This is a genomic window from Sphingomonas sp., assembly GCF_041661825.1.
Lineage (GTDB): Bacteria > Pseudomonadota > Alphaproteobacteria > Sphingomonadales > Sphingomonadaceae > Sphingomonas.
This window is the reverse complement of record NZ_JBAZTU010000006.1, coordinates 107,230-131,373: the sequence shown is the minus strand read 5'-3', so window position 1 is coordinate 131,373 and position 24,144 is coordinate 107,230. Positions and strand designations below refer to the sequence as shown.

The 24,144-nt window shown below is 62.6% G+C and carries 24 protein-coding genes and 2 pseudogenes; 9 read left to right on the top strand and 17 right to left on the bottom strand.

Features of this window, described 5'->3' with window-relative positions; genetic code table 11:
- Positions 1-171 precede the first annotated feature (171 nt).
- Positions 172-1,129 (top strand): IS630 family transposase gene (locus WC729_RS25745; protein ID WP_372857319.1). Its coding sequence is split into 2 segments (ribosomal slippage): positions 172-522 and positions 524-1,129, totalling 957 coding nucleotides; the frame shifts between segments, so codons are not numbered across the junction.
- Between the two features lie 12 nt (positions 1,130-1,141).
- Here WC729_RS25745 and WC729_RS25740 read toward each other — a convergent pair.
- Together WC729_RS25740 and WC729_RS25735 are read right to left on the bottom strand one after the other, a co-directional pair.
- A complete protein-coding gene (locus WC729_RS25740; RefSeq protein ID WP_372857318.1) occupies positions 1,142-1,456 on the bottom strand; it encodes a hypothetical protein in 315 nt (104 codons plus the stop codon).
- Between the two features lie 56 nt (positions 1,457-1,512).
- Positions 1,513-1,734: pseudogene (locus WC729_RS25735) on the bottom strand (transposase domain-containing protein); the annotation flags it as partial.
- An 83-nt stretch (positions 1,735-1,817) separates the two neighbouring features.
- Here WC729_RS25735 and WC729_RS25730 point away from each other — a divergent pair.
- Positions 1,818-2,939, top strand: a complete 1,122-nt coding sequence (locus WC729_RS25730) for an IS110 family transposase (RefSeq protein ID WP_372857827.1) — start codon at positions 1,818-1,820, stop codon at positions 2,937-2,939.
- 128 nt (positions 2,940-3,067) lie between these two features.
- Here WC729_RS25730 and WC729_RS25725 read toward each other — a convergent pair whose 3' ends face one another.
- The 10 genes from WC729_RS25725 to WC729_RS25680 form a co-directional block, all read right to left on the bottom strand.
- Entirely contained in the window at positions 3,068-4,579 is a 1,512-nt protein-coding gene (locus WC729_RS25725; RefSeq protein ID WP_372857826.1) for an IS66 family transposase, read from the bottom strand.
- Between the two features lie 52 nt (positions 4,580-4,631).
- On the bottom strand, positions 4,632-4,979 hold the full coding sequence (gene tnpB, locus WC729_RS25720) for an IS66 family insertion sequence element accessory protein TnpB (protein ID WP_372857317.1): 348 nt from the start codon (positions 4,977-4,979) through the stop codon (positions 4,632-4,634).
- On the bottom strand, positions 4,976-5,362 hold the full coding sequence (locus WC729_RS25715) for a transposase (protein WP_372857316.1): 387 nt from the start codon (positions 5,360-5,362) through the stop codon (positions 4,976-4,978). The genes tnpB and WC729_RS25715 overlap by 4 nt, the downstream gene beginning before the upstream one ends.
- A gap of 82 nt (positions 5,363-5,444) precedes the next feature.
- Positions 5,445-5,591 carry a transposase gene (locus WC729_RS25710; protein ID WP_372857825.1) on the bottom strand — a complete coding sequence of 49 codons (147 nt, stop codon included), beginning with the start codon at positions 5,589-5,591 and terminating at the stop codon, positions 5,445-5,447.
- A 328-nt stretch (positions 5,592-5,919) separates the two neighbouring features.
- The gene (locus tag WC729_RS25705; RefSeq protein ID WP_372857315.1) at positions 5,920-8,055 is read right to left on the bottom strand and encodes a peptidase domain-containing ABC transporter; all 2,136 of its coding nucleotides are present in this window, start codon (positions 8,053-8,055) and stop codon (positions 5,920-5,922) included.
- The gene (locus WC729_RS25700; protein ID WP_372857314.1) at positions 8,052-9,149 is read right to left on the bottom strand and encodes an HlyD family secretion protein; all 1,098 of its coding nucleotides are present in this window, start codon (positions 9,147-9,149) and stop codon (positions 8,052-8,054) included. The genes WC729_RS25705 and WC729_RS25700 overlap by 4 nt, the downstream gene beginning before the upstream one ends.
- A 376-nt stretch (positions 9,150-9,525) precedes the next feature.
- Positions 9,526-10,233 carry a DUF6624 domain-containing protein gene (locus tag WC729_RS25695; protein WP_372857313.1) on the bottom strand — a complete coding sequence of 236 codons (708 nt, stop codon included), beginning with the start codon at positions 10,231-10,233 and terminating at the stop codon, positions 9,526-9,528.
- Positions 10,230-11,213: a MauE/DoxX family redox-associated membrane protein gene (locus tag WC729_RS25690; RefSeq protein ID WP_372857312.1), complete on the bottom strand. Its 984-nt coding sequence runs from the start codon at positions 11,211-11,213 to the stop codon at positions 10,230-10,232. Before WC729_RS25690 ends, WC729_RS25695 begins: the two co-directional genes overlap by 4 nt.
- 30 nt (positions 11,214-11,243) lie before the next feature.
- Positions 11,244-12,359: a hypothetical protein gene (locus WC729_RS25685; RefSeq protein ID WP_372857311.1), complete on the bottom strand. Its 1,116-nt coding sequence runs from the start codon at positions 12,357-12,359 to the stop codon at positions 11,244-11,246.
- A gap of 127 nt (positions 12,360-12,486) precedes the next feature.
- Entirely contained in the window at positions 12,487-12,672 is a 186-nt protein-coding gene (locus WC729_RS25680) for a hypothetical protein (protein ID WP_372857310.1), read from the bottom strand.
- Between the two features lie 300 nt (positions 12,673-12,972).
- On the opposite strand from WC729_RS25680, the pseudogene WC729_RS25675 reads away from it, so the two are divergent.
- Positions 12,973-14,281 (top strand): annotated as a pseudogene (locus tag WC729_RS25675) (IS701 family transposase).
- A gap of 282 nt (positions 14,282-14,563) precedes the next feature.
- Here the strand turns inward: WC729_RS25675 and WC729_RS25670 are convergent.
- Positions 14,564-15,202 carry a hypothetical protein gene (locus tag WC729_RS25670; RefSeq protein ID WP_372857309.1) on the bottom strand — a complete coding sequence of 213 codons (639 nt, stop codon included), beginning with the start codon at positions 15,200-15,202 and terminating at the stop codon, positions 14,564-14,566.
- Between the two features lie 9 nt (positions 15,203-15,211).
- Positions 15,212-18,034, bottom strand: coding sequence for a Ti-type conjugative transfer relaxase TraA (gene traA / locus WC729_RS25665; RefSeq protein WP_372857308.1), 2,823 nt, complete (start codon positions 18,032-18,034; stop codon positions 15,212-15,214).
- A 171-nt stretch (positions 18,035-18,205) separates the two neighbouring features.
- On the opposite strand from traA, the gene WC729_RS25660 reads away from it, so the two are divergent.
- From WC729_RS25660 to WC729_RS25650, 3 genes are all read left to right on the top strand, one after another.
- Entirely contained in the window at positions 18,206-18,529 is a 324-nt protein-coding gene (locus WC729_RS25660; RefSeq protein WP_372857307.1) for a conjugal transfer protein TraD, read from the top strand.
- Positions 18,530-18,545: 16 nt separating this feature from the next.
- Entirely contained in the window at positions 18,546-18,698 is a 153-nt protein-coding gene (locus tag WC729_RS25655) for a conjugal transfer protein TraD (protein ID WP_372857306.1), read from the top strand.
- Positions 18,699-18,871: 173 nt separating this feature from the next.
- Positions 18,872-19,375 (top strand): MucR family transcriptional regulator, encoded by a 504-nt coding sequence (locus WC729_RS25650; RefSeq protein WP_372857305.1) that lies wholly within the window; start codon positions 18,872-18,874, stop codon positions 19,373-19,375.
- 18 nt (positions 19,376-19,393) lie between these two features.
- Here WC729_RS25650 and WC729_RS25645 read toward each other — a convergent pair whose 3' ends face one another.
- The 3 genes from WC729_RS25645 to WC729_RS25635 form a co-directional block, all read right to left on the bottom strand.
- Complete coding sequence (locus WC729_RS25645; protein WP_372857304.1) at positions 19,394-20,296, bottom strand: HEPN domain-containing protein; 903 nt, start codon at positions 20,294-20,296, stop codon at positions 19,394-19,396.
- 71 nt (positions 20,297-20,367) lie between these two features.
- The gene (locus WC729_RS25640) at positions 20,368-20,607 is read right to left on the bottom strand and encodes a hypothetical protein (protein WP_372857303.1); all 240 of its coding nucleotides are present in this window, start codon (positions 20,605-20,607) and stop codon (positions 20,368-20,370) included.
- The gene (locus WC729_RS25635; protein WP_372857302.1) at positions 20,604-21,530 is read right to left on the bottom strand and encodes an ArdC family protein; all 927 of its coding nucleotides are present in this window, start codon (positions 21,528-21,530) and stop codon (positions 20,604-20,606) included. The genes WC729_RS25640 and WC729_RS25635 overlap by 4 nt, the downstream gene beginning before the upstream one ends.
- Positions 21,531-21,792: 262 nt before the next feature.
- On the opposite strand from WC729_RS25635, the gene WC729_RS25630 reads away from it, so the two are divergent.
- From WC729_RS25630 to WC729_RS25620, 3 genes are all read left to right on the top strand, one after another.
- Positions 21,793-22,908: an IS110 family transposase gene (locus WC729_RS25630; protein ID WP_372857824.1), complete on the top strand. Its 1,116-nt coding sequence runs from the start codon at positions 21,793-21,795 to the stop codon at positions 22,906-22,908.
- A 615-nt stretch (positions 22,909-23,523) separates the two neighbouring features.
- Positions 23,524-23,730 (top strand): helix-turn-helix transcriptional regulator, encoded by a 207-nt coding sequence (locus WC729_RS25625; protein WP_372857301.1) that lies wholly within the window; start codon positions 23,524-23,526, stop codon positions 23,728-23,730.
- Positions 23,731-23,842: 112 nt separating this feature from the next.
- Positions 23,843-24,142, top strand: coding sequence for a Sua5 family C-terminal domain-containing protein (locus tag WC729_RS25620; RefSeq protein ID WP_372857823.1), 300 nt, complete (start codon positions 23,843-23,845; stop codon positions 24,140-24,142).
- Positions 24,143-24,144 lie beyond the last annotated feature (2 nt).

The following is a 24,144-nucleotide window of genomic DNA, read 5'->3' as shown; positions in this document are numbered from 1 at the left end:
CATGCCGCTGCCGACGCTCGTTCCGAACGGCGACCGAGCTGCTCGGTATGCGTGGTCTGAAGACCGCGGAACGGTGATAACTGGTGGCTAGAGCGGTCAGCGTGAAATAGGAATCGGTTGTGGATTCCCTTGTGTCGGGAAATATGATTCATCTTCGCGGGGAGGTGGATCATGGGGAGATCCTATTCGAGCGATCTGCGGGAGCGGATATCCGGGCATGTTTCGGCTGGTCATTCACGTCGTGATGCGGCGCGCCGTTTCGGAGTGAGTCCGAGTTGCGCGATCAAGGTTTTCCAGCGTGTAACGAAGACCGGGTCGGCGGCTCCGGCGCGACAGGGGCGTCCGCCGGGGGCGGGCAAGCTTGCACCGCACATGGCCAGGCTGGTCCGCTGGGTCGAGGCGACGCCCGACATCACCATGTCGGAACTCGCAGCAAAGCTCGAAGCGGAAACAAGGACGGTGGCGCATCCGGCTTCGCTCTCGCGGGCACTGCTTGCGGCGGGCTTCAGATATAAAAAAAGCTCTGATGGCATCGGAGTGCGGACGCGATGATGTCTGCGAGGCACGGCGGCGATGGCGGCTGCACCGCCAGCCGCGCATGCGCGAGCAGGCGCACCGGCTGGTCTTCATCGACGAGACGGCGACTACGACCAAAATGACGCGCCTGCGAGGCCGAGCGCTTCAAGGCCAGCGCCTGAAAGCCCGCGCACCGTTCGGCCACTGGAAAACACAGACCTTCATCGCAGGCTTACGCTGCGACGGCCTGACCGCCCCCTGGATCATCGACCGGCCGATGACCAAGGAGATCTTCGAGATCTATGTCGAGACCCAACTCGCACCGACGCTGGACATGGGCGATGTCGTCATCCTCGACAATTTGCCAAGCCATAAGAGCGACAAGGCCAAGGCGATCCTCAAGGATCGCGGCGCCTGGTTCCTCTTCCTCCCGCCATACAGCCCGGATCTCAACCCGATCGAAATGGCCTTTTCAAAACTCAAAGCCCATCTCAGGCGCATCGGCGCCAGGACCATCGACGACCTCTGGCGAGCCGTCGGCTCCATCTGCGACCTCTACTCCGCAGAAGAATGCCGCAACTACTTCGCAGCCGCGGGGTATGGGTACGATTAAACGCTCAACGCTCTAGCTGCCGTTCCGCAAAGCGCGACGAGATAGAAGTCGAATTGTCAGGTGACTGGCAAGCAGCGCTATAGGCGTGACGACCGCAAGGGCGGTCAAGTTCCCGATGAGGACATTGCCGGGCGGAGCGTCGTCGACTTCCATCGTCATTACCCAATAGACAAATAAAGCGCAGATCAGAGCCGGCATGGTGAGCGTTCCCATCGTCAGCGACAAGGCGTTGCTTTCAGTGAGGAGGCGACAAAGAGCGGCTATTGCGCTCGCAATCAGGGAAACCCCCACGATGATACCGACGAGCACGAGCGATACGACTAGCATCAGATCATGATGCAGGCGCTGTCGAATGTCCGCAAGTGAGCGAATTGCAACACTGCCTATGCGGCTTCGGCGATCGTCTGAAAGTCTGGGCACCAGTTCCACGGCATGAGCTCGTCCCAGCGCGCGGCAGGCCAGTTGCCGGCGATTTTGGCGATGACGTCAGCGATGTAAGCCTGGGGCTCGATTCCGTTGAGCTTGCAGGTCTCGATGACGGTGTAGATCGCGGCGGCGCGTTCGCCGCCGGCCTTCGATCCGGCGAACAGCCAGATGGGATGACCATTGTCGGTTGGCGGGCGCGTCGATCGGCGTAGCCTGCCGCCCCGCGGCCGACCCGGCCGCATAACGACGGGAGGTCAGCGTGATAGACGACTACGACGCTCATGTCGGGCTCGACGTGCACAAGGACACGATCTCGGTAGCGGTGGCCGGCGCAGGGCGCGACGGCGAGGTCAGGCTGGTCGGTGTGATCCAAAACCAGCCGGAGGCGATAGCGCGGATCGCGCGCAAGCTCGCCACCCGGCACGGGCGTCTGGAGTTCACCTACGAGGCGGGTCCTTGCGGGTACGGCGTGTACCGGCAACTGGCTGAGCTCGGCTTCGACTGCCGCATCGTCGCGCCGAGCCATACGCCGGTTAGACCGGGTAACCGCCAGAAGAACGATACCCGCGATGCGGTGATGCTGGCGCGCCTGCTCCGCGCCGGCGAACTGACCTACGTCTGGGTTCCCGACCCGCTGCACGAGGCCATGCGCGACCTAGTTAGGGCCAGGCATGTCGCGTCCCACGATACGCGCAAGGCACGAGCCCACGTCCAGATGTTCTTGCTCCGACATGGGTTGCGCTACGAAGGCAAGCCCTGGTCCTACCGTCACCGGGTCTGGCTGACGGATCGCCGCTTCGAACACCCCGGCCAGCAGGTCGCGTTTCAAAGCTACCTCAACCGGCTCGACCAAGCGGAGTCGAGGAAGAAGGAGTTGGAGGAGCAGATCGCGTCCATCGTCCCGGCCTGGTCGCTCGGCCCAATGGTGACAGCGCTCCAGGCTTTGAAGGGTGTGGGTCTCGTCATCGCGGCCACGCTGGTGGCCGAGGTCGGGCAGTTTTCCCGCTTCCCGAGCCCGCGCAAGCTGATGGCGTACCTCGGCCTCGTTCCGGGCGAGCACTCAAGCGGCGGGTCGATCCGGCCGCGTGGCATCACCAAAGCCGGCAACAGCGATATGCGTTCGCTCCTCTTCGAGGCGGCGTGGGCGTACCGGACCACGCCCAAAGTTGGTCAGTTCATGAAGACACATACCGTCGGCGTGCCGCAGGACGCCAAGGATATCGCGTGGAAGGCACAGCTGCGGCTCAACGGCCGTTACAGAAAGCTGGTCGGGCGCGGCAAGAAAAGCAATGTGGCCGTGACCGCCGTCGCGCGCGAGTTGGTCGGCTTCATGTGGGATCTCGCGCGCCGGTATGAGCCGGCCTCGGGAGCGGCGCCCGTCTAGCAACGGGCGATTTGCCGCCTTCGGCAGAGGGTGGACGTGCGGGCGCGGTGAAGGAATCCTCGGGCAAGAATTTGGACGGGCCACGTCCCATGTCCGCAGCCAGAACGAGGCAGCCTTCCGACGCACCGTCACCATGGGGTAGCCAATCCCCGGACAAGAGTTTGAGCGACCGTCGAATAGGCCCAAGCTTCCGTCCTCTGCCGATTGCGATGCCGGCTTGGCCGAGCCCGTTCGCGTCGGGTCCGGTCTCTTTTTGCGCGTCCCACGCGTTGACAATGGTCATAAGAGTTCTTGCGGCCGATCGCGATGCTGCGGATCGCGCGTTCGGCGATGTTGTTGTCGATCTCCAGCCGGCCGTCGTCGAGGAACCGGGTGAGCGCGGTCCAGCGCTTGCGGCCATAGGTGATCGCCTTGGCCATCTCGGACTTTGGCGAGAGGCGTCGCAAGGCGTCGTCGAGGGCGGTGCGCAATGCCTCGATCAAGGGCGCGGTTCGCTCCAGCCGGCCTCGTCGTCGAACGTCTGGCGAGTGGCCACGGATCTCGTCCTCGATCCGATAGAGGTTGGCGATACGGGTTAGGAGGTCGGTGGTGAGCGCCGTCGGCTTGGTTGCGTGGATATCGAAGATCTTGCGCCGGAAATGCGCCCAGCAGGCGACCTCGGTGACGCGGTTGGTGCTGTAGAGCTTGTCGTAGCCGGCATAGCCGTCGGCCTGCAGGAACCCGGTGAAGTTAGCGAGCTGCTGTTGGGGATGACTGCCGGTGCGATCCTGGGTGAACTGATACCAGACCAGCGGCGGCGTGGTGGCGCCGGCGCCGCGATCATCGACGACATAGGCCCAGATCCTCCCGGTTGCGGTCTTGCCGCGCCCCGGATCGAGCATCGGCACGGGCGTGTCGTCGGTATGGATCTTGGTAGCGGTGAGCCCGGCCTCGCGGATGCGGCTGACGATCGGATCGAGCAGCGCTGACGCTTGACCGGCCCAGCCGGCGAGCGTCGAGCGATCGATATCGATGCCCTGCGCAGCCATCATCTCTGCCTGGCGGTAGAGAGGCAGGTGATGGTCGAACTTGGCGACCACGACATGGGCAAGCGTTCCGAACGTGGCCTTGCCCCGCGCGATCGCCTTTACGGGTGCCGCTGCCTGCACGACCTTCTCGCAGGCGCGGCAGCTATACTTGGGCCGGATGGTGCGGACTACGCGCCACTGGACCGGCACCGCGTCGAGCATCTCGTCGCTATCCTGACCCAGCGGGCGCAGGGCGCCACCGCAATCCGGACAGGTGCAGTTGCCATGCTCGGGCTCGATCCGCTGTTCTTCACGCGGCAGATGGTCCGGGAGCGCTCGAACCGGTGCGGGCCGGTCGAGCTTGGCAGGATCGACGCGCCGCGCGCTCACCGTGGCGGCTTCGGCTTCGAGCTCTTCGAGCGCCAGCTCGAGCTGAGCGATCTCATGGCTGAGCTTCTCGGACGCCTTGCCGAACTGCATGCGCTTGAGACGGGCGAGTTGGACGCGCAGCGTATCGATCAGGATATCGCGGGCGGTGATATCGGCGTGCGCGGTTGCCAATGCGGCTTCCAGCTCGGCGATCCGAGCGTCTTTATCAGGAGCGGAAAGGCCTGCGTCCGACACCTCGAATATATAGCACAATGGACACCAGCGAGCCAGAAAAAGCGCCGGAATCCCGGCATTTTTAGCCTGCCAGCGACGGTGTGAATGTGCGCTCCGGTCGCCGCCAATCGATGCCTTCCAACAGCATCGAAAGCTGCGCTGCGGTCATCGCCACCGTGCCGGTTGCGGTCGATGGCCAGATGAACCGGCCTCGATCCATGCGCTTGGAGAACAGGCACAATCCCTGACCATCATACCAGAGCAGCTTCACCAGATCGCCGCGCTTGCCGCGGAACGCGAACAGCGCGCCGGAATGCGGACTCTGCTGCAGCGCCTGCTGCACCAGCACCGCCAGGCCGTCGAACCCTTTGCGCATATCGGTCGCGCCGCACGCCAGAAATATCCGCGTCAGCGGGGGAAGCGGGATCATCGTGCCAGGACACCGATCACCCGGGACAAGGCCTCGGCATCGACTGATGCGTCAACGGTCAGGCGCACGCCCGACGGAAGCTCGATCCCGATCTGTCCGCTGCCCGGCGTGGCCGACGACGGTGCCGGCACCATCGCTGTGGGCTCGCTGATCTGGACCTCGGCGAAGCTCGGCACCGCCGGCCTGGTTATCCCGGTCAGAGCACCCGACATCGCCTGCCGGCGCCAGGTGTAGATCGCGCCGCTGCCGACCTCATGGCGCTCAGTGGCTGCGCGGACCGACCCATCGGGCCCAAAGGCATCGCGCAGGATCGCCAGCTTCTGCTCGACGGTCCAGTGCCGACGGCCTGACACCCGGCCGACAATCTCCATCCGAGTAGTCATACGACCGCTCGTATGACTACTCGCTCCTTCGTCCGCTGACCCGATCTCGTCCGACATCACCGCCCCGCTCAAAGAGCGGCTATCAGCCCGTCGATGGCCCCGCCCGCAAGGCGGCCTTCAGACCCCGCTTACATACATCCGACACGACCGCGCCGGGCGAAAATGCCGCCGCCAGGATCTCGCGCTGCTCCTGGTCACTCCATCGGCGCCGTCGCTCCGGCCCCGTCATCAGGGTCACTTGGGTCATGCTGTGCAGCTATCAGCGCTCATAAGCTCTCCTTACGAGTGCAGCTTCAAGCTCGGCCGGCGATCAGGCAAGGCGGTCCCCACCGGAGGGGTACGCTGAGGGCGGACCGACCTCGGCGCACGACGCTCCTATCCGAGGCCACGTTAGCACCAGCCATACAGCCGAGCGCGGCCTTTCCCTGTTGATTTGCTCGCGAAAGGGGTTGAATGGAATCAGTCCATTGTGGGGGACTGCAAGCGTGAGCTTTCTGAGAGAAGACGAAATCGAGTCGCTTCACGCTAACGCGCAACCACAGGCGCGTTAATTGAGTCTACGGCCTGGTGACGCCCTGCACAGCTGCCAGCGATGACACAAGCTGGCCCGCTTGCAAGACAACGACGCGGTCGGCAGTTTCGATCGTCTCCTTCCGATGGGCGACTATGATCCTCGTTATCCCGAGCAACGCGATCGCCTCGTTCACTTGCCGTTCCCGAGCGGTGTCGAGATGAGAGGTTCCCTCATCGATCACAAGGAGCTTGGGCGCGCGGTATAGGGCACGCGCGAGAAGCACGCGTTGCCGCTGCCCCCCCGACAAGGCGGCACCCATATCGCCGACCATCGTTTCATAGCCCATGGGCATGGCCGCGATATCTTCGCTGATCGATGCCGCACCCGCCGCGGCCTCAATTCGATCCATGTCGGGCGACTCGTCGAACATGCTGATATTTTCCGCAATGGACCCTGTGAACAGGAGGTCGTCTTGAAGCACACCCGCCACCTGTCGGTGAAAATTCTGATGTCCGAATATTCTGAGGGGAAGCCCGTCTACCAGCACCTCCCCGGACAGAGGTTCGGTCAACCCCAACAGGATCCGCACAAGCGTGCTCTTACCGGAGCCGGAGGGGCCGGTGATCGCAATGCTCTCACCCGCATTGACTGTGAGATTCACGTCGTGGAGGATCAATGGATCGTCCATGCCATATCGGTATGATATGTTGCGCAGTTCCAGGCGGCCGCTGAGTGGATTATGTACGTGGTTGTTTGTGGTAAAGCTGATGTCTTCTTCGGCTGATGCTATATCGGACAGCCTGTCGAGATGAAGCCTGATCAGCCTGAAAGTCGCCGTCTTGTCAACAAGGTTCGAGGCAGAACGCAGAAACTGCGCCTTATATGCCATGAAGGCTACGACCATTCCTACCGTGAACTTTCCGGACATCACTAATGACACGGCGATCCAGATCGACAGTACGTTCTCGATCGAGAATATGGTCGCGTTGGCCGTCGCTTGCCAATTAAGGACGCGCTGAAGGCGCACCGCTCCATTCATGGCGTCGGTCATCTTCGACTGCCAGATCGCATGGCGAAGCGTTTCACCGCCAAAAAGGCGTAAAGTTCTCATTCCGCGAATGGACTCTATAAGAACAGTCTGTTCTTTCGCGGATGAAATAATGGACTGTTCCTGCGCATTTTGCTGGGCCGGATACAACAGTATCCGCAAAAGCGCGTAGAGACATAGCGCTGCCAGTGCGATGCTGGAAAGCAAAACGGAGTATAGTGCCATGAAGATTAGAGTCATGATTGCCATGACGCCATCGATTGTCGTCACGACGATATCTTCCGTCAAGAGATTGCGAATCGGAACTACCGACTGAAAGCGAGAGAGTATATCACCAACCTGCCGCCGTTCGAACCAGTCAAGCGGCAGCCGAAACAATCGTCTTGACAGATTTGCGGAAAGTCCGACGCCGAGCGATGCTCCGATTGAGAGCAAGACAAACGACCTGAGCAGAAGCGCGAAACCGTTGATCAAGGAGAAAAGGCAGAATCCAAGAGCAAGGACTACTAGAAGATTGTGATCCAGCGTGGGAAGGGCGCCATCCAGGGCGATTTGAATATAATAGGGGGAACTGAGTACGAATGCCTGCATCACCACGGTCAGAATTGCGACCTGTGCGATCGCTCGCTTCGCGTCTTTGAGCCGACTCCACAACTGAGTGAGGTGGAGTCGCTGTCGGAGGTCCTTCGCCCGGAAGGAGCCGGAAGGTTCGAGCTCGAGCGCCACGCCCGTAAAATGGTCTGAGACCTCAGCCGTGCTCAACCAGCGCGAGCCACTGTCGGGATTGTGGATGAGAAAGCCGCGACGCGGACTGACTTTTTCGAGGACGACGAAGTGATTGAGATTCCAGTGCAGGACAGCCGGGAGGCTCAAAAAGCGCAATCCAGCGGGCTCGACCTTGAGCGCTCGCGGCATCAGGCCGATGCGATCCGCTATGTTGATGAGCGACTTCAGCGACACGCCTCGGCTCGAGATGGCGAAGTGCCGGCGTAGCGTTTCGAGGCCGATGTCCAAGCCATGATAGCTCGCGACCATGGCTATGCACGCGAGCCCGCATTCGGCGATTTCAGATTGCCGGCTGAGTTTCACCTTTCTCGAGGTGAAGAAGCCAAGGTCCAGTTCGGAGCTCATTTGCGACCCATGGTAAACAGCGGTCCAAACAGCCATTTCGCAAGCGGCTGGCGGGCCGTTACGATGCTGGCGGTGAAGGTCATGCCGGGGATCATCGCCGGTGCCGGCGTGCCGGACGCACTCAGTCGGCCCGTTACCGTGGCGGTGGCGATATACATTGGCTCATTCGAACCTGACGCACCCTTCTCGACCGTCGGGGCGCTCGAGACCGTGGCGACCACGCCGTCCATCGACCCGAAGCTCTCCACCGGAAATGTATCGAATGACAAGCGGACAGCCAGGCCCGGCTTGATAAACCCGATGGCCCGGGCGGGGACAAGCATCCGTGCGTGCAGCGTTCCACCCTTAGGCACAATTGTCATCATGCTCGCCTCAGTTGATGCTCGGTCACCCCGGTGAGCGACCAAGTTGGAGATCCGGCCCTCGATCGGCGATGCGATCAGATAGCCCTGCTGTGCGTCGAGAGTCGCCGACTGCTGTTCGATCTGCGCATGAAGAGAGGCCAGGTTCGATCTCGTGGACGTGGCGGCCAACTTCGCTCGCTGGCCGGCTTGCCGAAGCTGGAGGATGCTGCTCAGCTTGGCATCGCGCAGCTGCTCCAACGCGGAGAGTTGCTGTTGTCTAACAATCAGAGCCTCTTCACGCTGGGTGATGTCCCGCTTGCTTATGAACCCCCGTTGGGCGACGACCGATGCCTGATCAAGGTCGCGGGTCGCGATTCCGACCAGAAGGCCCTGCCCGTCAATCTGCGCCTGGAGTTTACGTACTTCGCTCCTAAGACCTTCGATTTGCTCCCCAAACCCCCTCTGCTCCGCAGACGCGCCTCGCGCGAGCGCGACCGACTGATTTTCGATCTCTGCTTTTTGGTAGGACAGAGCGGTCAGGACCCGCGATTGGGCCTGACTTCCGGTCAAGGTCCTTTCCTCCGCCAGGACGGCCACGAGCGGCTGGCCGGGTGTGACCTGGGCGCCCTCTTCGACGTCTACGCGGACAACGGTGCCTGCGCGGGTGGGGACGATCTCGACCAACCCGGCTGCGGGAACAAGTGCCCCCCTTACGGACTCGGTGCGCGCATAAGATACGGTGAACAGCATCACACCAGCAATGGCCACCAAAACTCCCAGCAAAACGCCAACGACGTGCCAACCAAGCGGGAGTGCCAGACTGATGGACCCGTGAAGAGATTCCCCTCGCCGCACTTTGATTTCTTCACGAAAAAGAGTCGGGCCGTTGTCCGGTGAGGTCGAGCCTCCAACCCCATCGCTGCCCCCGCCGTTCAGTCGCATAGGACAGCGCGGTCGGAGCAGCTGAGGGCGCTTCGCTTTGCAGCGCGCGCAGCATCGTACCGGTTGATTTCGCAGAATTGGGCGCGAACAATCCTCGACATCCTGAGCGTCCGCCAGGCGAGGCTAGCTCCCAACCGGGAGTGAGATGCTGCCTGTGTGTACCATTCTCCGGCACGGGCATGCATTAGCGACATGGCTCGTCAGCAAAGTTCTTCAGATACTCCGCCTCGGTTTTCAGGCCGATTTGTTGCCGGCGTACGTCGAGATTCGCCGGATCCAGCACGTCAAAAGGTGCCCACGTTCCGCTTCGGCAATCGACCTGCGTTCCGTAAATCTGAGGCTTCCCGTCAAACGCCAGGGCAATGCGATCGGCGAGGAGCGCATAAGCGTTGGGCCTGACTTGTTTCAAGTCGAGAGCATGTTTGATCATCTCCAGGGATCGCCGCATAAATGCGGGGTCGTTCGTTGCATGCTGCACGATTAGGAAGGCGCTCTTGGCGGCGTTCTCGCCGTATTTGGATTCCACGATCCAACCATCCCTGGCCAGGATATCCTTCAATACGATCTGGCTCTTGAGATCATGTTTCTCAATCTCTTTCATCGCGGCCTGGATCGCGGCCTTACGGTCATCCGGAGTAAGGGTTGAGAGGGCCATTTTCGAGATGGCGGCGCGACCGGCCTGATCGAGCTCCAGCAGTCTTTCGAGTTTGTCTTTATCGTCCTGGGAGGGAGGCAGTTTGCTGTGGCGGGCTTCGACCTGAGCATATGCGTCGCGAACCGGCGCGATCAATTCCTGAACATTGGCGGCGGGAGGCGATTGGCCAGCCAATGAAATTACGAGCAGTAGCGCGGACAGCATCGGCGAATTCCTGAGAAAGAGAATCGAGATCATTGGGTGGTCGTGGATGCCGGTGCACCGTTCTGAATGAGATCGGTAATCACGGCTGGATCGAATTCCAGCGGCCCAAGGGAACGCCCATCGGGTCCGACCCGCAGGCAGCACGGCTGATAAATAATTCCATAAGCCTTTCTCAGCGTGTGGTCAGGATCAGGGATTATCCCGCCGGGCCGCAAAGACCGCGCCTCTGGCGGCTCGAATTCGCCTGATATTACTAGCACGCTGGACACATGAATGGACTGAAGAGTCGCTAGAATCTGCTCGCAGGGTCTGCAGCCAGAGTGCAGAAAGGCGATAACGAGATGCGGCCGTGACGCGGCCAGTGCCAGCATGTGCGTTTCCTGACCATCGGCGGTTCGGAGCAGCGAATTCGGAACCATTGCACCGACTGCGGGGCCGCCCGGGCCCTCCGGCAACCGTTTCTGCTTCTGGTAGGGGGCAATGCGAGCGATATGTGCCAGCCTCAAGGAGATCGCGCAAGCGCTCACCACAGCCGTAGTGAGCGTCACCGGGAGAAGGTTATCATCGTAGCCAGGGGTGCAGGCATAGTTACACAGGCCGTCCCACGTCATCATCCAGAGGAACATGCTTGCCAGGAATGCTGCCGAGAGCCTGGGCAGGAGGTGCCAGGAAATTCGGCTGGGCGGGATGGCGTCCCCGAAACAACGACAATATGCGGGAACTGCACTCGTCGCGTTCCACGTCACGACGGCGATATAGGCTGTGAACAACATGGTGCTGGCGAGCGCAGCTGCCGGAAGCGTGACCGGCACCAACAGACTTGCGGCGAGGCAGCATTCGAGGGCCGCGAGCGGTCGCATGATCTCTTGGTAAAGCCCGCCGAACCCCCTGCGCCCTGAGGACGGCTGGTCGGCTTTCGCAAAGAGTTTCAGCAAGCCCGTAACGATCATCAGTCCGGACACGAGCCCTGCTGCTACGCCGATCGCGGTCGGAGCGTGGGTGCCAAATGTCATATTAAAGTGACCTGAAGCCAAGGGAGCGGCTCAGGATGCTTTGCGCCACGCCGGATAGTCCGCGACATGATCGAGCCCGTCCTGACAAAGCTGTTCGGAAAACTCCGGTGACGAGCGCAAAGCTTCATAGGATGAGCTTGGTCGCTTGTTCTTTGGCCTGAACTGCTCAGTTGGATCAAGAAGAAATTCGCTGAAGGCTGCAAGCAGGTTAGACTCGGGGCAAAGTCTATCAATGTATAAAAACTGACCAGCTTCGTTAACCTCAAGAAAAATCAATTCTCCCTCTCTGTTCATGGCGAAGTCAAACGCACCAAAAACGATATCGAGTGCCCTCATCAGTCGCTTGCAACCGTCAATAACTCGTTTGTCGGCTTCAAAAACATGGGCGCGCTCCGAATCCATCGGCTTGTGGCGATGATCTATGATGCCGTCGTTGATGTCGCTGGATGCCAGGCTGAATGCGACGGCGTGGTCCCCCATGATAATGATCCGGACATCCGATGCCTTTTCCACACGCGACTGATAGATTGCGGGGCACAGCCGTATTGCGCTGGCAGAGGGAATGTCCGTGAGGTGGATGAGACGAGCCTCGGCAACAGAGATGCCGTCGTCATCCCTCCAGGCGGCCGGTGAAAATAGTTTGAAGACAACGCCTTGGGGATTTTCGCGGACAAAGTCGGTCACTTCCCCAAGGTCATTTGACATAAGCGTGCGTGGTATCGCAAGTCCGGCCCGGACCGCCTCCCGAAGCTGCAAGGCTTTTGATGAAGATCGCCACCAGCCATTGCGGGGGTTGACCCAACGCGCACGCTCGTAGGCTGTAAGCCACTGCGACTCAAAAAGACTATGTGCCTGACCCTGGGCGAGCCACATATCCTCGGGATGCACGTTCTGCTCCGGTATTCTCGGCCGCGTCACGCGTCTATGCCAGACCACATCAATGTCGCAATCGGCGATCGTATCGAAGCCTGTCCTGATCCTGCAGGCGTAGCTGCCGGTTTCCGCGAATGACAACGTGCTTGTCGATCGACCCGGATAGTCGGCAGTAAACAGCCGAATTGCGCGGTGTCCCCATGCCTCCAAGGTTATGCTCACCGCCAGCGCATGATCATCTCCAACCATCGTTGGAATGAGAACCGTGACCATCCTGGTATTTCGCCCGCATGAGGAAAATTGCCGCTCTCAGCGACCTTGGCGTCGACAGTCGCAGCCGATGCCATGTGCTTTGCGAAACGATGCTGACCCGTCCGTCGACGGGCCAACATCGCCAAGATCAAGCCCAGCTGTCGCAGGTGTCGTTCTGATTATAGACATAACTGGAGGTGTCGCAGGCTCCGCCGGCGACGCGATCCACCTCCTCATTGCTGAGACGCCGCGCCAGGTGGAATGCCATCGACCGTTCGGTCTCGCTCTTCAAAGCCGGCGAGTTCGTCCGGAGGCGATTCAATATATTCAGCATGCTCTACCTTCCCTTGGTGGAACGACTGACCCCACACGATCGGTCGGATAATCAACGCGTGTTGATGTATCTCTCTGATATCGCCAAGCATAGTCTGCATTGTCAAACGACTTATTGCAACCATTATGAATATATCAATTCGTCCATAACGGAGACTTTCAGACTCAAGAGACACTTACAGTCTAATTGACTATCGGTACGCCGCCGAACTAGCACTACTTTGGCAGATTAGTGATTTTTGGGATTCCCTCGGGGAAGTTTCGGTGATTCATAGGAAGCCAGCTTTTGTGGAGGCTGGCGATGGAAGAGGATTGGCGGAGCGACCTTGATGCCTGGCTGGCGCCGTTTATCGGGGCGTTGCGGCACAAGACCCGAGGCCGGATGTGTCCGGCCTATATCGCCGGGCTGATCGGTCCGGGTGATCGTAAGAGCATGCAACCGATCGCGGCGCGCGATGCCGACGTCAGCTATGACCGGTTGCACCACTTCATCGCGAGCGGCGTGTGGGATGCCGCTCCCCTCGAGGCCGCGCTGCTCGCCGAAGCCGACAGACAAGTGGGCGGTGACGCCGCCTGGCTGATCATCGACGACACGGCCTTGCCGAAGAAGGGGCGCCACTCGGTTGGTGTCGCACCACAATATGCCTCGGCGCTCGGCAAGACGTCCAACTGTCAGACACTGGTGTCGCTGACGTTGGCGTCGGGCGAGGTACCGGTCATGGTCGCCCTGCGGCTGTTCCTGCCCGAGAGCTGGACAAGCGAAGCCGCCAGGCTCGACCGTGCCGGATGATCATCGTGCCTACAGGACCAAGCCGGAGATCGCACTGGCAGAGATCGACCGGGTGCGCGCGGCTGGTGCGCGCTTTGGTTGCGTGCTCGCCGATGCCGGATATGGCTTGAGCGCACCGTTCCGGCAGGGCTTGAGCGAGCGCGGCCTCTCTTGGGCAGTCGGCATCCCGTTCAAGCAGAAGGTATATCCAGCCGAGGTGGCGATGATCTTCCCGGTCGCCGGACGCGGGCGCCCCCGCCAGCGGCATATCCCCGACATGAAGTCGATCACCGCGCAGGCAATGTTGGAGACGGCCCCCTGGCGCACCGTCAGTTGGCGTCGCGGCACGAAAGGGCGTCTCTCCGCGCGCTTCGCCGCAGTCCGCGTCCGGGTTGCCGATGGCCCACCCCAACGGATCCGCGACATGGGCGCCCAGCATCTGCCCGGTGAGGAGCTATGGGTCATCGGCGAGCACCGCTCGACCGGCGAACGCAAATACTATCTGTCCAACCTGCCGGCCGACACACCGCTCAAGCAGCTTGCCGGCGCCATCAAGGCCCGTTGGGTCTGCGAACAGGCGCATCAGCAGCTCAAGGAAGAACTTGGCCTCGATCACTTCGAGGGCCGCTCCTGGACTGGCCTGCACCGACACGCGCTCATGGCAATGATCGCCTACGCCTTCCTCCAGTCTCGCCGGCTCGGTAAAGCCCGAGGGGGAAAAAAGAATCCTCGGGCCGCCACCCCAACCAAGCCTCCCCGCCGTCCGTCACGCAATCCTCATCGCACTCGCGCAGCCGCCTCCAACCCGCTGCCCGCATTGCCGCAGAACCTTCAATCCTAAGAATCTGCCAAAGTAGTGCTAGTGGCGCCAATGGCAACAGAAAGGGTCACTCGAGCAAACGACAGTTTTCGGGATGCCGACAAAGCGCTGAATGACCGATTGTGGGGCGCATAGCGGGCGAAATGCGGTTCATGAACGAACGTCTGTTTACGCCGCCCGGCACCTGAAAGCGGCCGGGCCGTAATCCATCAATCTGGTCTCTCGCCGTCGCGTAAACGCGTAAACGGATGTCGGCCTCTGGGATCAGCATCAGGCTGCTCGAACGGCAGAGATTGGGGCGCCCTACCGGCGCTCCCTGGAGCCGGTGCCGTATTGCCGGACACGATCGTTGGGGGTGCTCGGTTGCATCTCAATTGTTGGCGGGCCTGATGCCTGGATCAGGCGAGCGGCAGCGTGCGGCCCGTCCATTCCCATTGTCCGCTTTGCCATCCATTCCGGAATGTGCCAGCTCGCCGGCAACGACCGCGCAATAGCACCCGGCAGGACCGACCATAGGAACATGCCGATGATCGAGCCGACCACGCCGGCCCAGATCAATCGCTTGACCTGCTGGTCCGCCGCCTGGCCGCGCTCGACAATGCCATCGACTCGCCCAATCGACCTCGACATCGCGTCGCGGGTTTCACGGATCAAACTGCGATCCTCCGCCCGTGCGTCCGCGCCCGCCTTGACGATCTCAGCGGTGAACGCAGCCGGCGACAGGTTAACCCCCGGGCTGGCTTCGATCCGGTCAATGCCGCCGACAGCTTCCTTCAGCGCCTTGACCATCTGGCCAAGGGTGACGCTGTAATCCGGAATCTGCTCGCGCACGGAGATCAGACGCTCAAGCGCATGGCGATTGAGGCTGACCTCGCCGCGCAGCGCTTCCAGCGCGTCGACGATGGTTTCGGAAGTGGCGATCTGCTCTGGATTGTCGGTCATGACTCGGAGTTACAAGCCAAGTCCGCGGCCACGCGAGAGGCCGGGATATTCCAGGAGCCCTTGGGACAAAGATTTTTCGCGCAAGTCCCCGACGCCCAAATCCTTGTAGCGATTTCGCAGCAACGACTCGAGCTGCGGATCGCGGTGCAGGCTCTTTGCCATGCGCGTGAGGTCGTCTCGCGCGCGATCGATCTGGTCATAATCACCAACCCGCTGCAGCCGCTCGTACGCTTTCGTCTTCTTCTGCCAATCGCTGACGAACCGATCGGCGCGGTGCGCCGTGTCGATCCGGACCTCGCTCTCCAGGGCCATCGCGCGGATCGCCGCCGCGGTCTTGCCGCTCGCGGCCTGGTCGATCAGCGCGGGCTCGGCATTCAGCGCGCTGCGCAGGTCGCGAGCGCCGTCCGGCCTGATCGCCTCCAGCACCTTGCCCGCTTCGGCAAAGGCGACCTTCTGGTGCGGCAGCGCTTCCAGATCGAGCCGTCGCATCCGCACGATATCGGCCGCGGCGCGGGCATAGCGTTCGACCGCCTTTTCGAGCGTCGTGCGCTCGGGGGTGACGACGGGCGCGGGACTGAGTTTCAGGCCAGCGAATGGATTGCGTGGTGGCACCGGCTGCGGCGCGCGGACCGGGTCTGGGCCGCGCGCATAGTCCGACGCCATGTCCTTGCCGCGCTCGCGCGACAGCGCCCGCACCAGCTTGCCCTGGTCGGCGAAATCGTCGCGCCCATAATGAAGATCAATGCTGTCCCGGTGCCGCGACAGCGCGACATAGGCCGCGTGCCGATCGAGCCCGGGCGTCGCCAGCACATGGACCCGGTCGACCGTCACGCCCTGAGACTTGTGCACCGTGGCCGCGTAGCCGTGATCGATATTGGCATAGTCCTTCACGTCGAACGCGACCGATCGCCCATCATCCAGCATCACCGCCATGCGAGTATGCGTGACCGCCTGCACCTGTCCGACCGTGCCGTTCTTCACGCCAAGGCTGCGTTCGTTCTTGAGGAACATAAGCCGGTCGCCGGTGGCGAACTGCCGCTCGCCCCGCTCGACGTGGACCGTCACATCCTCGCCAAGCGCACCGCCCGAACGCAGCCGCTCGCGAGCCGCGATGTTCAGCGCCCGGACCTCGTCATTGGTGTGCGTGAGGATGATCCGGGTCGCGCCGGGCGAGGTGACCCGATCGCGGTCCCAGCGATCGACCAGGTCGGCGCGCGCGGCATCGCGAGTCTCGGCCGCATGGACGCGTCCGCGCTCGTCGTAAGACGCGATAGCCTCGGCCGTGCGCCCGGTCGCCAGTCGCCGCGTCGCGTCGCGCTGCCAGTCGTCACGCTGCCGGCGGATCTGGGTGATCTCGACACTCCCATGGCGCTCGGCGGTGGCACGGAACGCGGCACCGGCCTCGATCGCCTGGAGCTGTTCCGGGTCGCCGACCAGCACGACCTTGGCGCCGCGCTTCTCCGCTTCACCGATGACGCGTTCCATCTGGCGCGTCCCGATCATCCCTGCCTCGTCGATGACCAGTACGTCACGCGCGCTCAGCAGCTCGCGGCCTTCAGCCCATTGATGCTCAAGGCTGGCGATGGTGCGAGAGGTGATGCCGGAGCCGCTTTCGAGGTTCTCCGCAGCAATGCCCGACAGCGCGATGCCACGGACAGAATATCCCGCGCCTTCCCAGGCCTCGCGCGCGACACCCAGCATCGCCGACTTGCCGGTGCCGGCATAGCCGATCACGACGCCAAGTCCTTTCGCATCGGTGACATGCTCATAGGCACTGCGCTGCTCGGCCGAGAGGATCATGCCGCGCGCCGCCGCCCGCGCCAGCGCTGTGTCGCGATATCGTTCGGCGACGGCGTGACGATCGCGGTTGGCCATTGCTCCAGTTGCGCGTTCCAGCCGCTGTTCGGTCTCGATCATCGCTCGATTGGTAAAGCGCTGCTCGCCGCGCCCATCGTTGCCGAGTGCGACCAGCTCGGGCGCGGCCTTCACCGCAGCCATCACCCGGTCGAACTGTTCCTTCCCGTCGCTATGCCGGTGGACGAACATCGCAAGGTCGCGGTTGGTGAACGTGGCCTGCTGGTGCGTGATCACGTCGAGCGCGAGCGCCGGGTTCGCCAGCAGCTTCTCGCCGTTCGCGCGGGCAATGGCCTGGTGCTCTTCAAGCCGTTCGGACTCCAGGCCCTGCGCCGCCATGCGGGATGCGGCCGGCCCGATCTTGTGCTGCGGCTCCAGCTTGATCCCCTGAGCCTCAAGCGACCGGTGATCGATCCGCGCGTCGATATCGAGTTCGGCCAGCCGCTGGTTGACGTGCTCGCTCCAGCGCTCGCGCCACTTCTCCAAGAGATCGGTGCGGTTCCAGTCGCGGTTCTTCTTGCCGAACCCGTCCTCGCCGACCTCGCGCATGGTCAGCATCACATGCGCGTGCGGCTTCGCCATGCCGTCAGCGCCGACATCCCAATGCACGTTGAGATCGGCGATCATCCCGCGATCGACAAATTCGCCCCGGACGAAGTCGCGCGCGAGCTCGATCCCCTGTTCCTGGCTCATCTCCCGCGGGATCGCGAACTCGATCTCGCGAGCAAGCTGCGCGTCGATGCGCTTCTCGGCCGCCTCGACCTCGTTCCACAGCTTTTCGCGATCGGAGAGGTGCTCGGGTGCCCCGTCCGGCAGCATCACCTCTGAGTGGACGACGCCGGCCTTGTTCGAGAAGTCGTGGTTCCGATCGAGCCGCTCGTCATGCAACCGTGATGCTGAGCGATACGCAGCGGAAGCAACAGCGCTCGATCCGGCAGCGCGGGAGATGACCTTGGCCGAGAAATGGTAGATCGCCATGACGGCAATCCACTTACACTTCAGAAGCGACGTCGGCACGACGTATAAGCGCGCCCTCTAAAATATTCATTTAACTCGGGACTGATTCATCCCAGTTTGTCCCAGACTATTTACGCTGATCGATCGCCTCACTAACTGGATTACCTTCGACACTCAATCGGAGACATCAGCATGCGCAAACCCCGCGACTTTGATTCGGAATTGAAGGCGCTCACCGACAAGGCGAAACTCCTCAAGGAGCGCAAGGTCCATCAGTTGGGCGAGCTGGTGATCGCGACCGGTGCCGACGCGCTGTCGGTCGAGCAACTCGCCGGACTTCTGCTGGCTGGTGTGAGCAACAAGGACCCAGCGGCAAAGGAGAGCTGGAGCAAGCGCGGCGCTGTGTTCTTTCAACGCGCGACGACCAATGTTGGCGATGATCGCGGCAACCAGGGCGGTACTGCGGCGAGTGACAGCGGCACGACACCGGCTCGAACTCAAGCGAGCACGAACTGACACGCGAGCCTGGGTCGTGAAGCGTCGCGAACGAACGCGTCAGTTGATCGAGCTGGGCGGACTGATTGCCAAGGCCGGACTGATCGAGCTGACCGACGACGACCGCGCCGTGATCTTCGGCATCCTGATAGAGGCGAGCGCTGCACTGCGAACCGATGATCGCGAGTAAGCACTGACACTGTGGCGCCGGCGTGGGAAACGCGCATTCGAAGAGTCTGCCGCCCCCTGAAACGTGTCTTTAATATTGCCTATTCCCGCCGGGCACGACATGGCGAGTGCTTCCGGGGGGAATGAATTCAAACGGCACCATTAATTGCCGCTATTTCAACGATCGGAATCTCCATGTCTGACGAAGATGCTCCAAACGCCGTCGAACTCGCGACCGATCTCACCATTGCCTGGCTCGGCAATCCCAACAACCGGGTTTCCGCTGACGACGTGCCGGCTTTTCTGGAGAAGATGCACGCGACCGTGACGGAGCTGGCGCAAGGCACTTCCGCAGCTCACGCCACGGAAGATACGACGCCCCAACCAGAATACACACCGGCCGTCGGCGCCCGCAAATCACTGTCGTCCAAAGACCACATCATTTCGATGATCGATGGCAAGCGGTACAAGACCCTCCGGCGCCATCTGTCCGGCCATGGGCTGACGCCAGAGCAATATCGCGAGCGCTACAACCTCAAGGCCGATTACCCGATGGTCGCGGAGAACTACTCGGCCGCGCGCCGCGAGATGGCGAAGAAGATCGGCCTCGGGCAGAAAGGTCGGCAGGCGAAGGCGGCTGCGGCCCAGGCTCCCGCCGCCAAGGCGAAGCGTGCCCCACTGCGCCCAAAATTCAAATGACCTGCGAGCGCCGTCCGGTCAGCGACCGGGCGGCGCGAGCCGCTTCTCGCAGGCGGTCTTCACCAGCGCCTGAAGGGCGGCAACACGATCTCCGAGCCAGCGCAGCTGCTCGTCGCTGATCTCATAATGCGGCGAGTAACGCGCATTGACGTACGCCTCCCGCAACAACTCGAAACAGCGCCGGCTGACCTTGTCGTCGCGCGGCCATGCGGAAATCAGCTCTGGTGCAATCTGCTCCGCTTGCGAGCGGAGGAAGTTAAGCCGGTGCGACTTCGGGCTGTAGAGCGTGAGCACCAGAAGCGCGCAGTGGTAAAAGCGCTCTGTCGCCTGATGCAGCTCAAACGCCGCTTCATTTTTCCAGCCCTTCTCGGTGTGGCTGATGCCGGTGGCGAGGTAGCGACCTGCACTCTCAAACCAAGTGTCGAAGTAGACCTGCGCCTCTTGGCGGGCTTCTTCGTGCGGGAGATCACGCGGCGCGGCAAACGCAAAACCCTCCGCCTCGTAGAGCGCGATCCCCTGCTTCACGATATCGACAAAGAACGGCCGCCCCTTCTCGAGCTGCGCGTTCACATCATTGAGCGAATGCACGATGAAACTCACCGGCGCGCTCAGCGCCTTGTTGATCGTGACATCGCGCATCAGCCGGTCCTCGGCCGCCGACCAATAGTCGAAATCCGCCAGCCGCTCGTCGCTGACGACGATCAGGATATCATAGTCGGAATGATAGCCGCCGACCGGATCGTCGACCCAGTCGCCGCGCGCATAGGAGCCGTACAGCACCAGCTTGAGGATGCGGCCCTGCTTCTTCCACTTCTGGGTCGCGAGCACGTGCGCCTGGGCGAACTCCTCGAACAGCACGCGCACGACATGCGCGAGCTCGCGCTGTTTGGAGGCCGGCAGATGGTCGAGCTGGTCACGCATTCGAGACCTACCTACCAACAAGCGCCGGGCGATGCCCAGCCCCTGCGGGCCGGACATCGCCGGTTCGGATGCTATCGCCATCGGCCGAGCCAGTTGCGGCGGCCGCAAAGCGCGCGATCGATCCGCATCAATGCCTCGGCCGTGCACCGTTCGACCTCGTCAACCGACAGCCCCAGCCGGAACCCGATGCGCTCATAGTCGAGGCCGTCGACCGTCCCCAGCAGATGCACCGCCCGAAGCTTCATCGGCAACGAGTCGATTGCCGCTGCAAGCCGCACGAGGCGCTCGGCTTCGTCCCCCGCGCGCGTCATGCCGCTTCCTCCTGCGCGAACTCGCGGCAGGCGCTGGCGTGCCGTTCGAGCAGCCAGTCGGCCGCCTTGCTCGCAGCACTCGCCGCGCGGAAGATCGCGCGGCTATCCTCCCGCAGAACCTCGAGCCAGGCCCCGATATAATCGGCATGCCGCACGGTCGGCACGATCCCGAGCGACGCGCACAGGAACGCCGATCCCATCTCGGCGATCAGCTCCTCCCGTGCATAGGCCGGCGACCCGAACGGATTGGTCAGATCCCGCCCAAGCCGCGACGCATGGCCGGTCGCATGGACCAGCTCATGCAGCCATGTCCGATACGCGTTGATCTCGTCGAAATAGGCCCGACGCGGCGGCACCACCACGAGGTCCTCCGACGGCACATAGAATGCCTCCAAACCCCCGACCCGGAAGTCCACGCCGCTCGCCGCGATCAGGTCATCGGCGACCGGCACGATCTGATCCTCGGCCAGTGGAGCCGGCATCGCGACAAGGTCCGGGCCCAGCCCCTCGCACTGATCGACGTTGAAGACCGTGAACCGCTTCAGGAACGCAATCTGCCGCGCCTCCTCGCCTTGCCCATCGCCTTCGCTTTGGTCCTTCGGCGTGAAGCGATCCGCGTAACAGACGGTGGTCCCGATCTCGCCTTTCCGGACATTGCCGCCCAGTGCCTGCGCCTGCCGATAGGTAAGCCAGCGCTGCGAGGAATAGCCGCCCCTCATCACCGCCACCCAGAGAGTAAGTACGTTGACGCCCGAGTAGCGCCGCCCGGTCCCGGCATTGCTCGGCATCCCCACATCCGCCCCCGTATCGCCCCATGGCTGGACCCAGGGCAGCCGCCCCGCCTCCAGCTCCGCGATGATCCGATCCGTCACCTCGGCATAAAGACTGGTGGCCGGACGCCGCGCCTGAACTTGCTTCTTCACTGCCTCGCTCCTTCTCAAAACCACCGCAACCGGCGCCGGAGTGGCGGGGTGGGCGGCAGGAGCGGACCGGCAGTCCCGCAAGAGCGGCGGGTTGCACCCGAAGGGGCCAACGCAGTGCCGCACCCGAGGCTTGCCTCGGGTTGCTGCTCGCCGCTGCGGGACTAGACCGTATGATCGCTGCCTATCCCGCCTCCTTTCCGGCTCAGTCGCGCATGAGAGCAAGAGGGTGGAGAATGCCGGGCTCAACGTGAGGAGAGCGAGCATGGGACAGCAGGGTTCTGAAGCGTTTGTCGGACTGGACGTGGCGAAGCTGCACAACGCAGTAGCGGTCGCCGACGCCGGCCGGACGGGCGAAATCCGGTATATGGGGGAGATCCCCAACACACCGGAGGCGACGCGCAAGCTCGTGGCAAAGTTGGCCGCGAAATACGACGAGCTGCACTTTTGCTATGAGGCGGGACCTACGGGCTATGGCCTGCACCGCTGCCTGATGGACCTGGGTCAGGACTGCATCGTCATCGCGCCGACCTCGATGCCGCGTCGCCCTGGCGATCGGGTCAAGACCAACCGCCGCGACGCCATGGATCTGGCGAGGCTATTGCGGGCGGGCGAACTGACTCCCGTGTGGGTGCCCGATGCGCCGCACGAAGCAATGCGCGATCTCGTCCGGGCGCGAGAAGCCGCCGTGCGCGACTCCCGCATGAAGCGCCAGCAGGTCAGCGCGACGATGCTTCGTCATGGGCGCATCTATCCCGGCAAGAAGAGCTGGAGCGCCAAACATCGCCGCTGGCTCGCTGATCAGAATCTCGGCCAGCGAGCATCCGACATCGCCTTGGGCGAAGCGCTCCAGGCTGTCCTGGATGCCGAGACACGCCAAAAGCGGACCGAGGCAGCGATCGAGGCCATGCTCGAGGACTGGTCGCTCGCCCCCGTCGTCGCCGCGCTGCAGGCGCTGCGCGGGATCGGGCTCATCTCCGCTGTGACGTTGATGGCGGAACTCGGCGACCTGGCCCGGTTCGAGAATCCGCGTCAGCTGATGGGCTATGTCGGGCTGGTCCCCTCGGAGCGCTCGACCGGCGACCGGGTCAAACGGGGCGGCATCACCAGACGCGGCAACGCCATCGTGCGGCGCACGCTCGTCGAGGCGTCATGGGGCTATCGGCATGCGCCGCGCATCCGTCGCTCGAAGATCCACGTCATCGAGGAACTTCCCAAACCGGTCACCGACATCGCGTGGAAGGCGCAAAGCCGCCTGTGCGAGCGGTATCGAAAGCTCAGCGCCGGCGGCAAGCGCAGCACCATCGCGGTGGTCGCCGTCGCGCGCGAACTCGCCGCGTTCGTCTGGGCCATCGGCCGGGAGGTGCCGGTGGGGGCTTGAACAATCACCCTGGCCGGCAAGGCCGAAGGCGGGGCCACGTGGGGAATGTCCGATACCCTGTATGTGGCCGGCATCGCCGACGCCCGACACTAGACTGGAACAGCCCCGGACGAAAAACGGAAATGCGGTAGCCAACCCGCGCATCAGAGCGTGTTCACCGACGTCTGCGGCCCCGTCTTCGACCTTGCCCGCCTATACTCAATGCAGGCCGCTTCCAGCTGCGGTCCGAACCCATGCGTCGAAAACACTTGAAACGATCATCAGAGAGGGAAGCGACGCCCACACCGCCAGTTCGAGTGCCGGAGGCCAACGCCATCGCGCCCGCGCGATGCCCGCTTGCCGGACGGCACGTCCGGCCACACGTCATGCGATCGTCACGGCTATGCCGACGAGACGCGAAGCGGCTCGGTGGAGCGAAGCGGCATTGAGCGCGGTCGCGCCACGAGCGCGAGACGCTCCGAGGAATCCCATGCTGGATCCGGACCATGCGCCAGAGCTTCTTTTACGACGCCACAGAGTGATCCTGGGCGCGACGCGGGCATTGTCCACTTGCGTCTGCTTCCAGAATCCTAATCCTGTGCGCGGGGAGCCAGAAAGAACTGACTGGATCACGCAATGAACGACGCGCCCGACCGAATCCTTCGCCTGAAAGCCGTTCTCGAACGCACCGGCCTCAGCCGCTCGACACTATACCGGAAGATGCAGAACGGTACGTTCCCGAAGAACGTCCAGATCAGCATTCGCTGCGCCGGCTGGCGGGAATCCGCGGTCAGCGAATGGCTGAAGAACCCGACGTTCTATTCGATCACAGCCGGCGAATAGAATATCGGCCTTTCCGGGATCATCGTTTTCGTGCCTCGCTCACAAGGCGATCATGTAATCGGATATGTGAGTATGAGCGAAATCGAGCGCCGCCGACCCGGCCGGCGGCGCAATTGGTGCCAGCGCCATCGCCCCGGGGCAGCTCGCGAGCCACTACTCACCGGCGAAGCCGCTTCGTCTCGATGCCGAAAGCGCACATCATGACGAGTGGGGAATGGGCTTCGGGCCGACCTCCTGCGACGACAATCTTTCGGTTATGGGCGACCTGGTCGAGGCCGCATCGAACCTCTTCGAGGCTTTGCACCGGGCCGACGCGTCGCCGGCTCGTCGCATTGCCGTAACTCCCATCCCGTCATGCGGGATCGGTCTTGCGATCAACGACCGGTTGCGCCGTGCAGCACACCCCGGCTAGCC

What these genes read in the sequence shown, in the direction of transcription:
- WC729_RS25740 (WP_372857318.1), bottom strand. Translation starts at nt 1,456, where the DNA reads ATGCTAGTCGTATCGCTCGTGCTCGTCGGTATCATCGTGGGGGTTTCC.
- tnpB (WP_372857317.1), bottom strand. Translation starts at nt 4,979, where the DNA reads ATGATCCCGCTTCCCCCGCTGACGCGGATATTTCTGGCGTGCGGCGCG.
- WC729_RS25715 (WP_372857316.1), bottom strand. Translation starts at nt 5,362, where the DNA reads ATGACTACTCGGATGGAGATTGTCGGCCGGGTGTCAGGCCGTCGGCAC.
- WC729_RS25710 (WP_372857825.1), bottom strand. Translation starts at nt 5,591, where the DNA reads ATGACGGGGCCGGAGCGACGGCGCCGATGGAGTGACCAGGAGCAGCGC.
- WC729_RS25705 (WP_372857315.1), bottom strand. Translation starts at nt 8,055, where the DNA reads ATGAGCTCCGAACTGGACCTTGGCTTCTTCACCTCGAGAAAGGTGAAA.
- WC729_RS25700 (WP_372857314.1), bottom strand. Translation starts at nt 9,149, where the DNA reads ATGCTGTTCACCGTATCTTATGCGCGCACCGAGTCCGTAAGGGGGGCA.
- WC729_RS25695 (WP_372857313.1), bottom strand. Translation starts at nt 10,233, where the DNA reads ATGATCTCGATTCTCTTTCTCAGGAATTCGCCGATGCTGTCCGCGCTA.
- WC729_RS25690 (WP_372857312.1), bottom strand. Translation starts at nt 11,213, where the DNA reads ATGACATTTGGCACCCACGCTCCGACCGCGATCGGCGTAGCAGCAGGG.
- WC729_RS25685 (WP_372857311.1), bottom strand. Translation starts at nt 12,359, where the DNA reads ATGGTCACGGTTCTCATTCCAACGATGGTTGGAGATGATCATGCGCTG.
- WC729_RS25680 (WP_372857310.1), bottom strand. Translation starts at nt 12,672, where the DNA reads ATGCTGAATATATTGAATCGCCTCCGGACGAACTCGCCGGCTTTGAAG.
- WC729_RS25670 (WP_372857309.1), bottom strand. Translation starts at nt 15,202, where the DNA reads ATGACCGACAATCCAGAGCAGATCGCCACTTCCGAAACCATCGTCGAC.
- traA (WP_372857308.1), bottom strand. Translation starts at nt 18,034, where the DNA reads ATGGCGATCTACCATTTCTCGGCCAAGGTCATCTCCCGCGCTGCCGGA.
- WC729_RS25660 (WP_372857307.1), top strand. Translation starts at nt 18,206, where the DNA reads ATGCGCAAACCCCGCGACTTTGATTCGGAATTGAAGGCGCTCACCGAC.
- WC729_RS25650 (WP_372857305.1), top strand. Translation starts at nt 18,872, where the DNA reads ATGTCTGACGAAGATGCTCCAAACGCCGTCGAACTCGCGACCGATCTC.
- WC729_RS25645 (WP_372857304.1), bottom strand. Translation starts at nt 20,296, where the DNA reads ATGCGTGACCAGCTCGACCATCTGCCGGCCTCCAAACAGCGCGAGCTC.
- WC729_RS25640 (WP_372857303.1), bottom strand. Translation starts at nt 20,607, where the DNA reads ATGACGCGCGCGGGGGACGAAGCCGAGCGCCTCGTGCGGCTTGCAGCG.
- WC729_RS25630 (WP_372857824.1), top strand. Translation starts at nt 21,793, where the DNA reads ATGGGACAGCAGGGTTCTGAAGCGTTTGTCGGACTGGACGTGGCGAAG.
- WC729_RS25625 (WP_372857301.1), top strand. Translation starts at nt 23,524, where the DNA reads ATGAACGACGCGCCCGACCGAATCCTTCGCCTGAAAGCCGTTCTCGAA.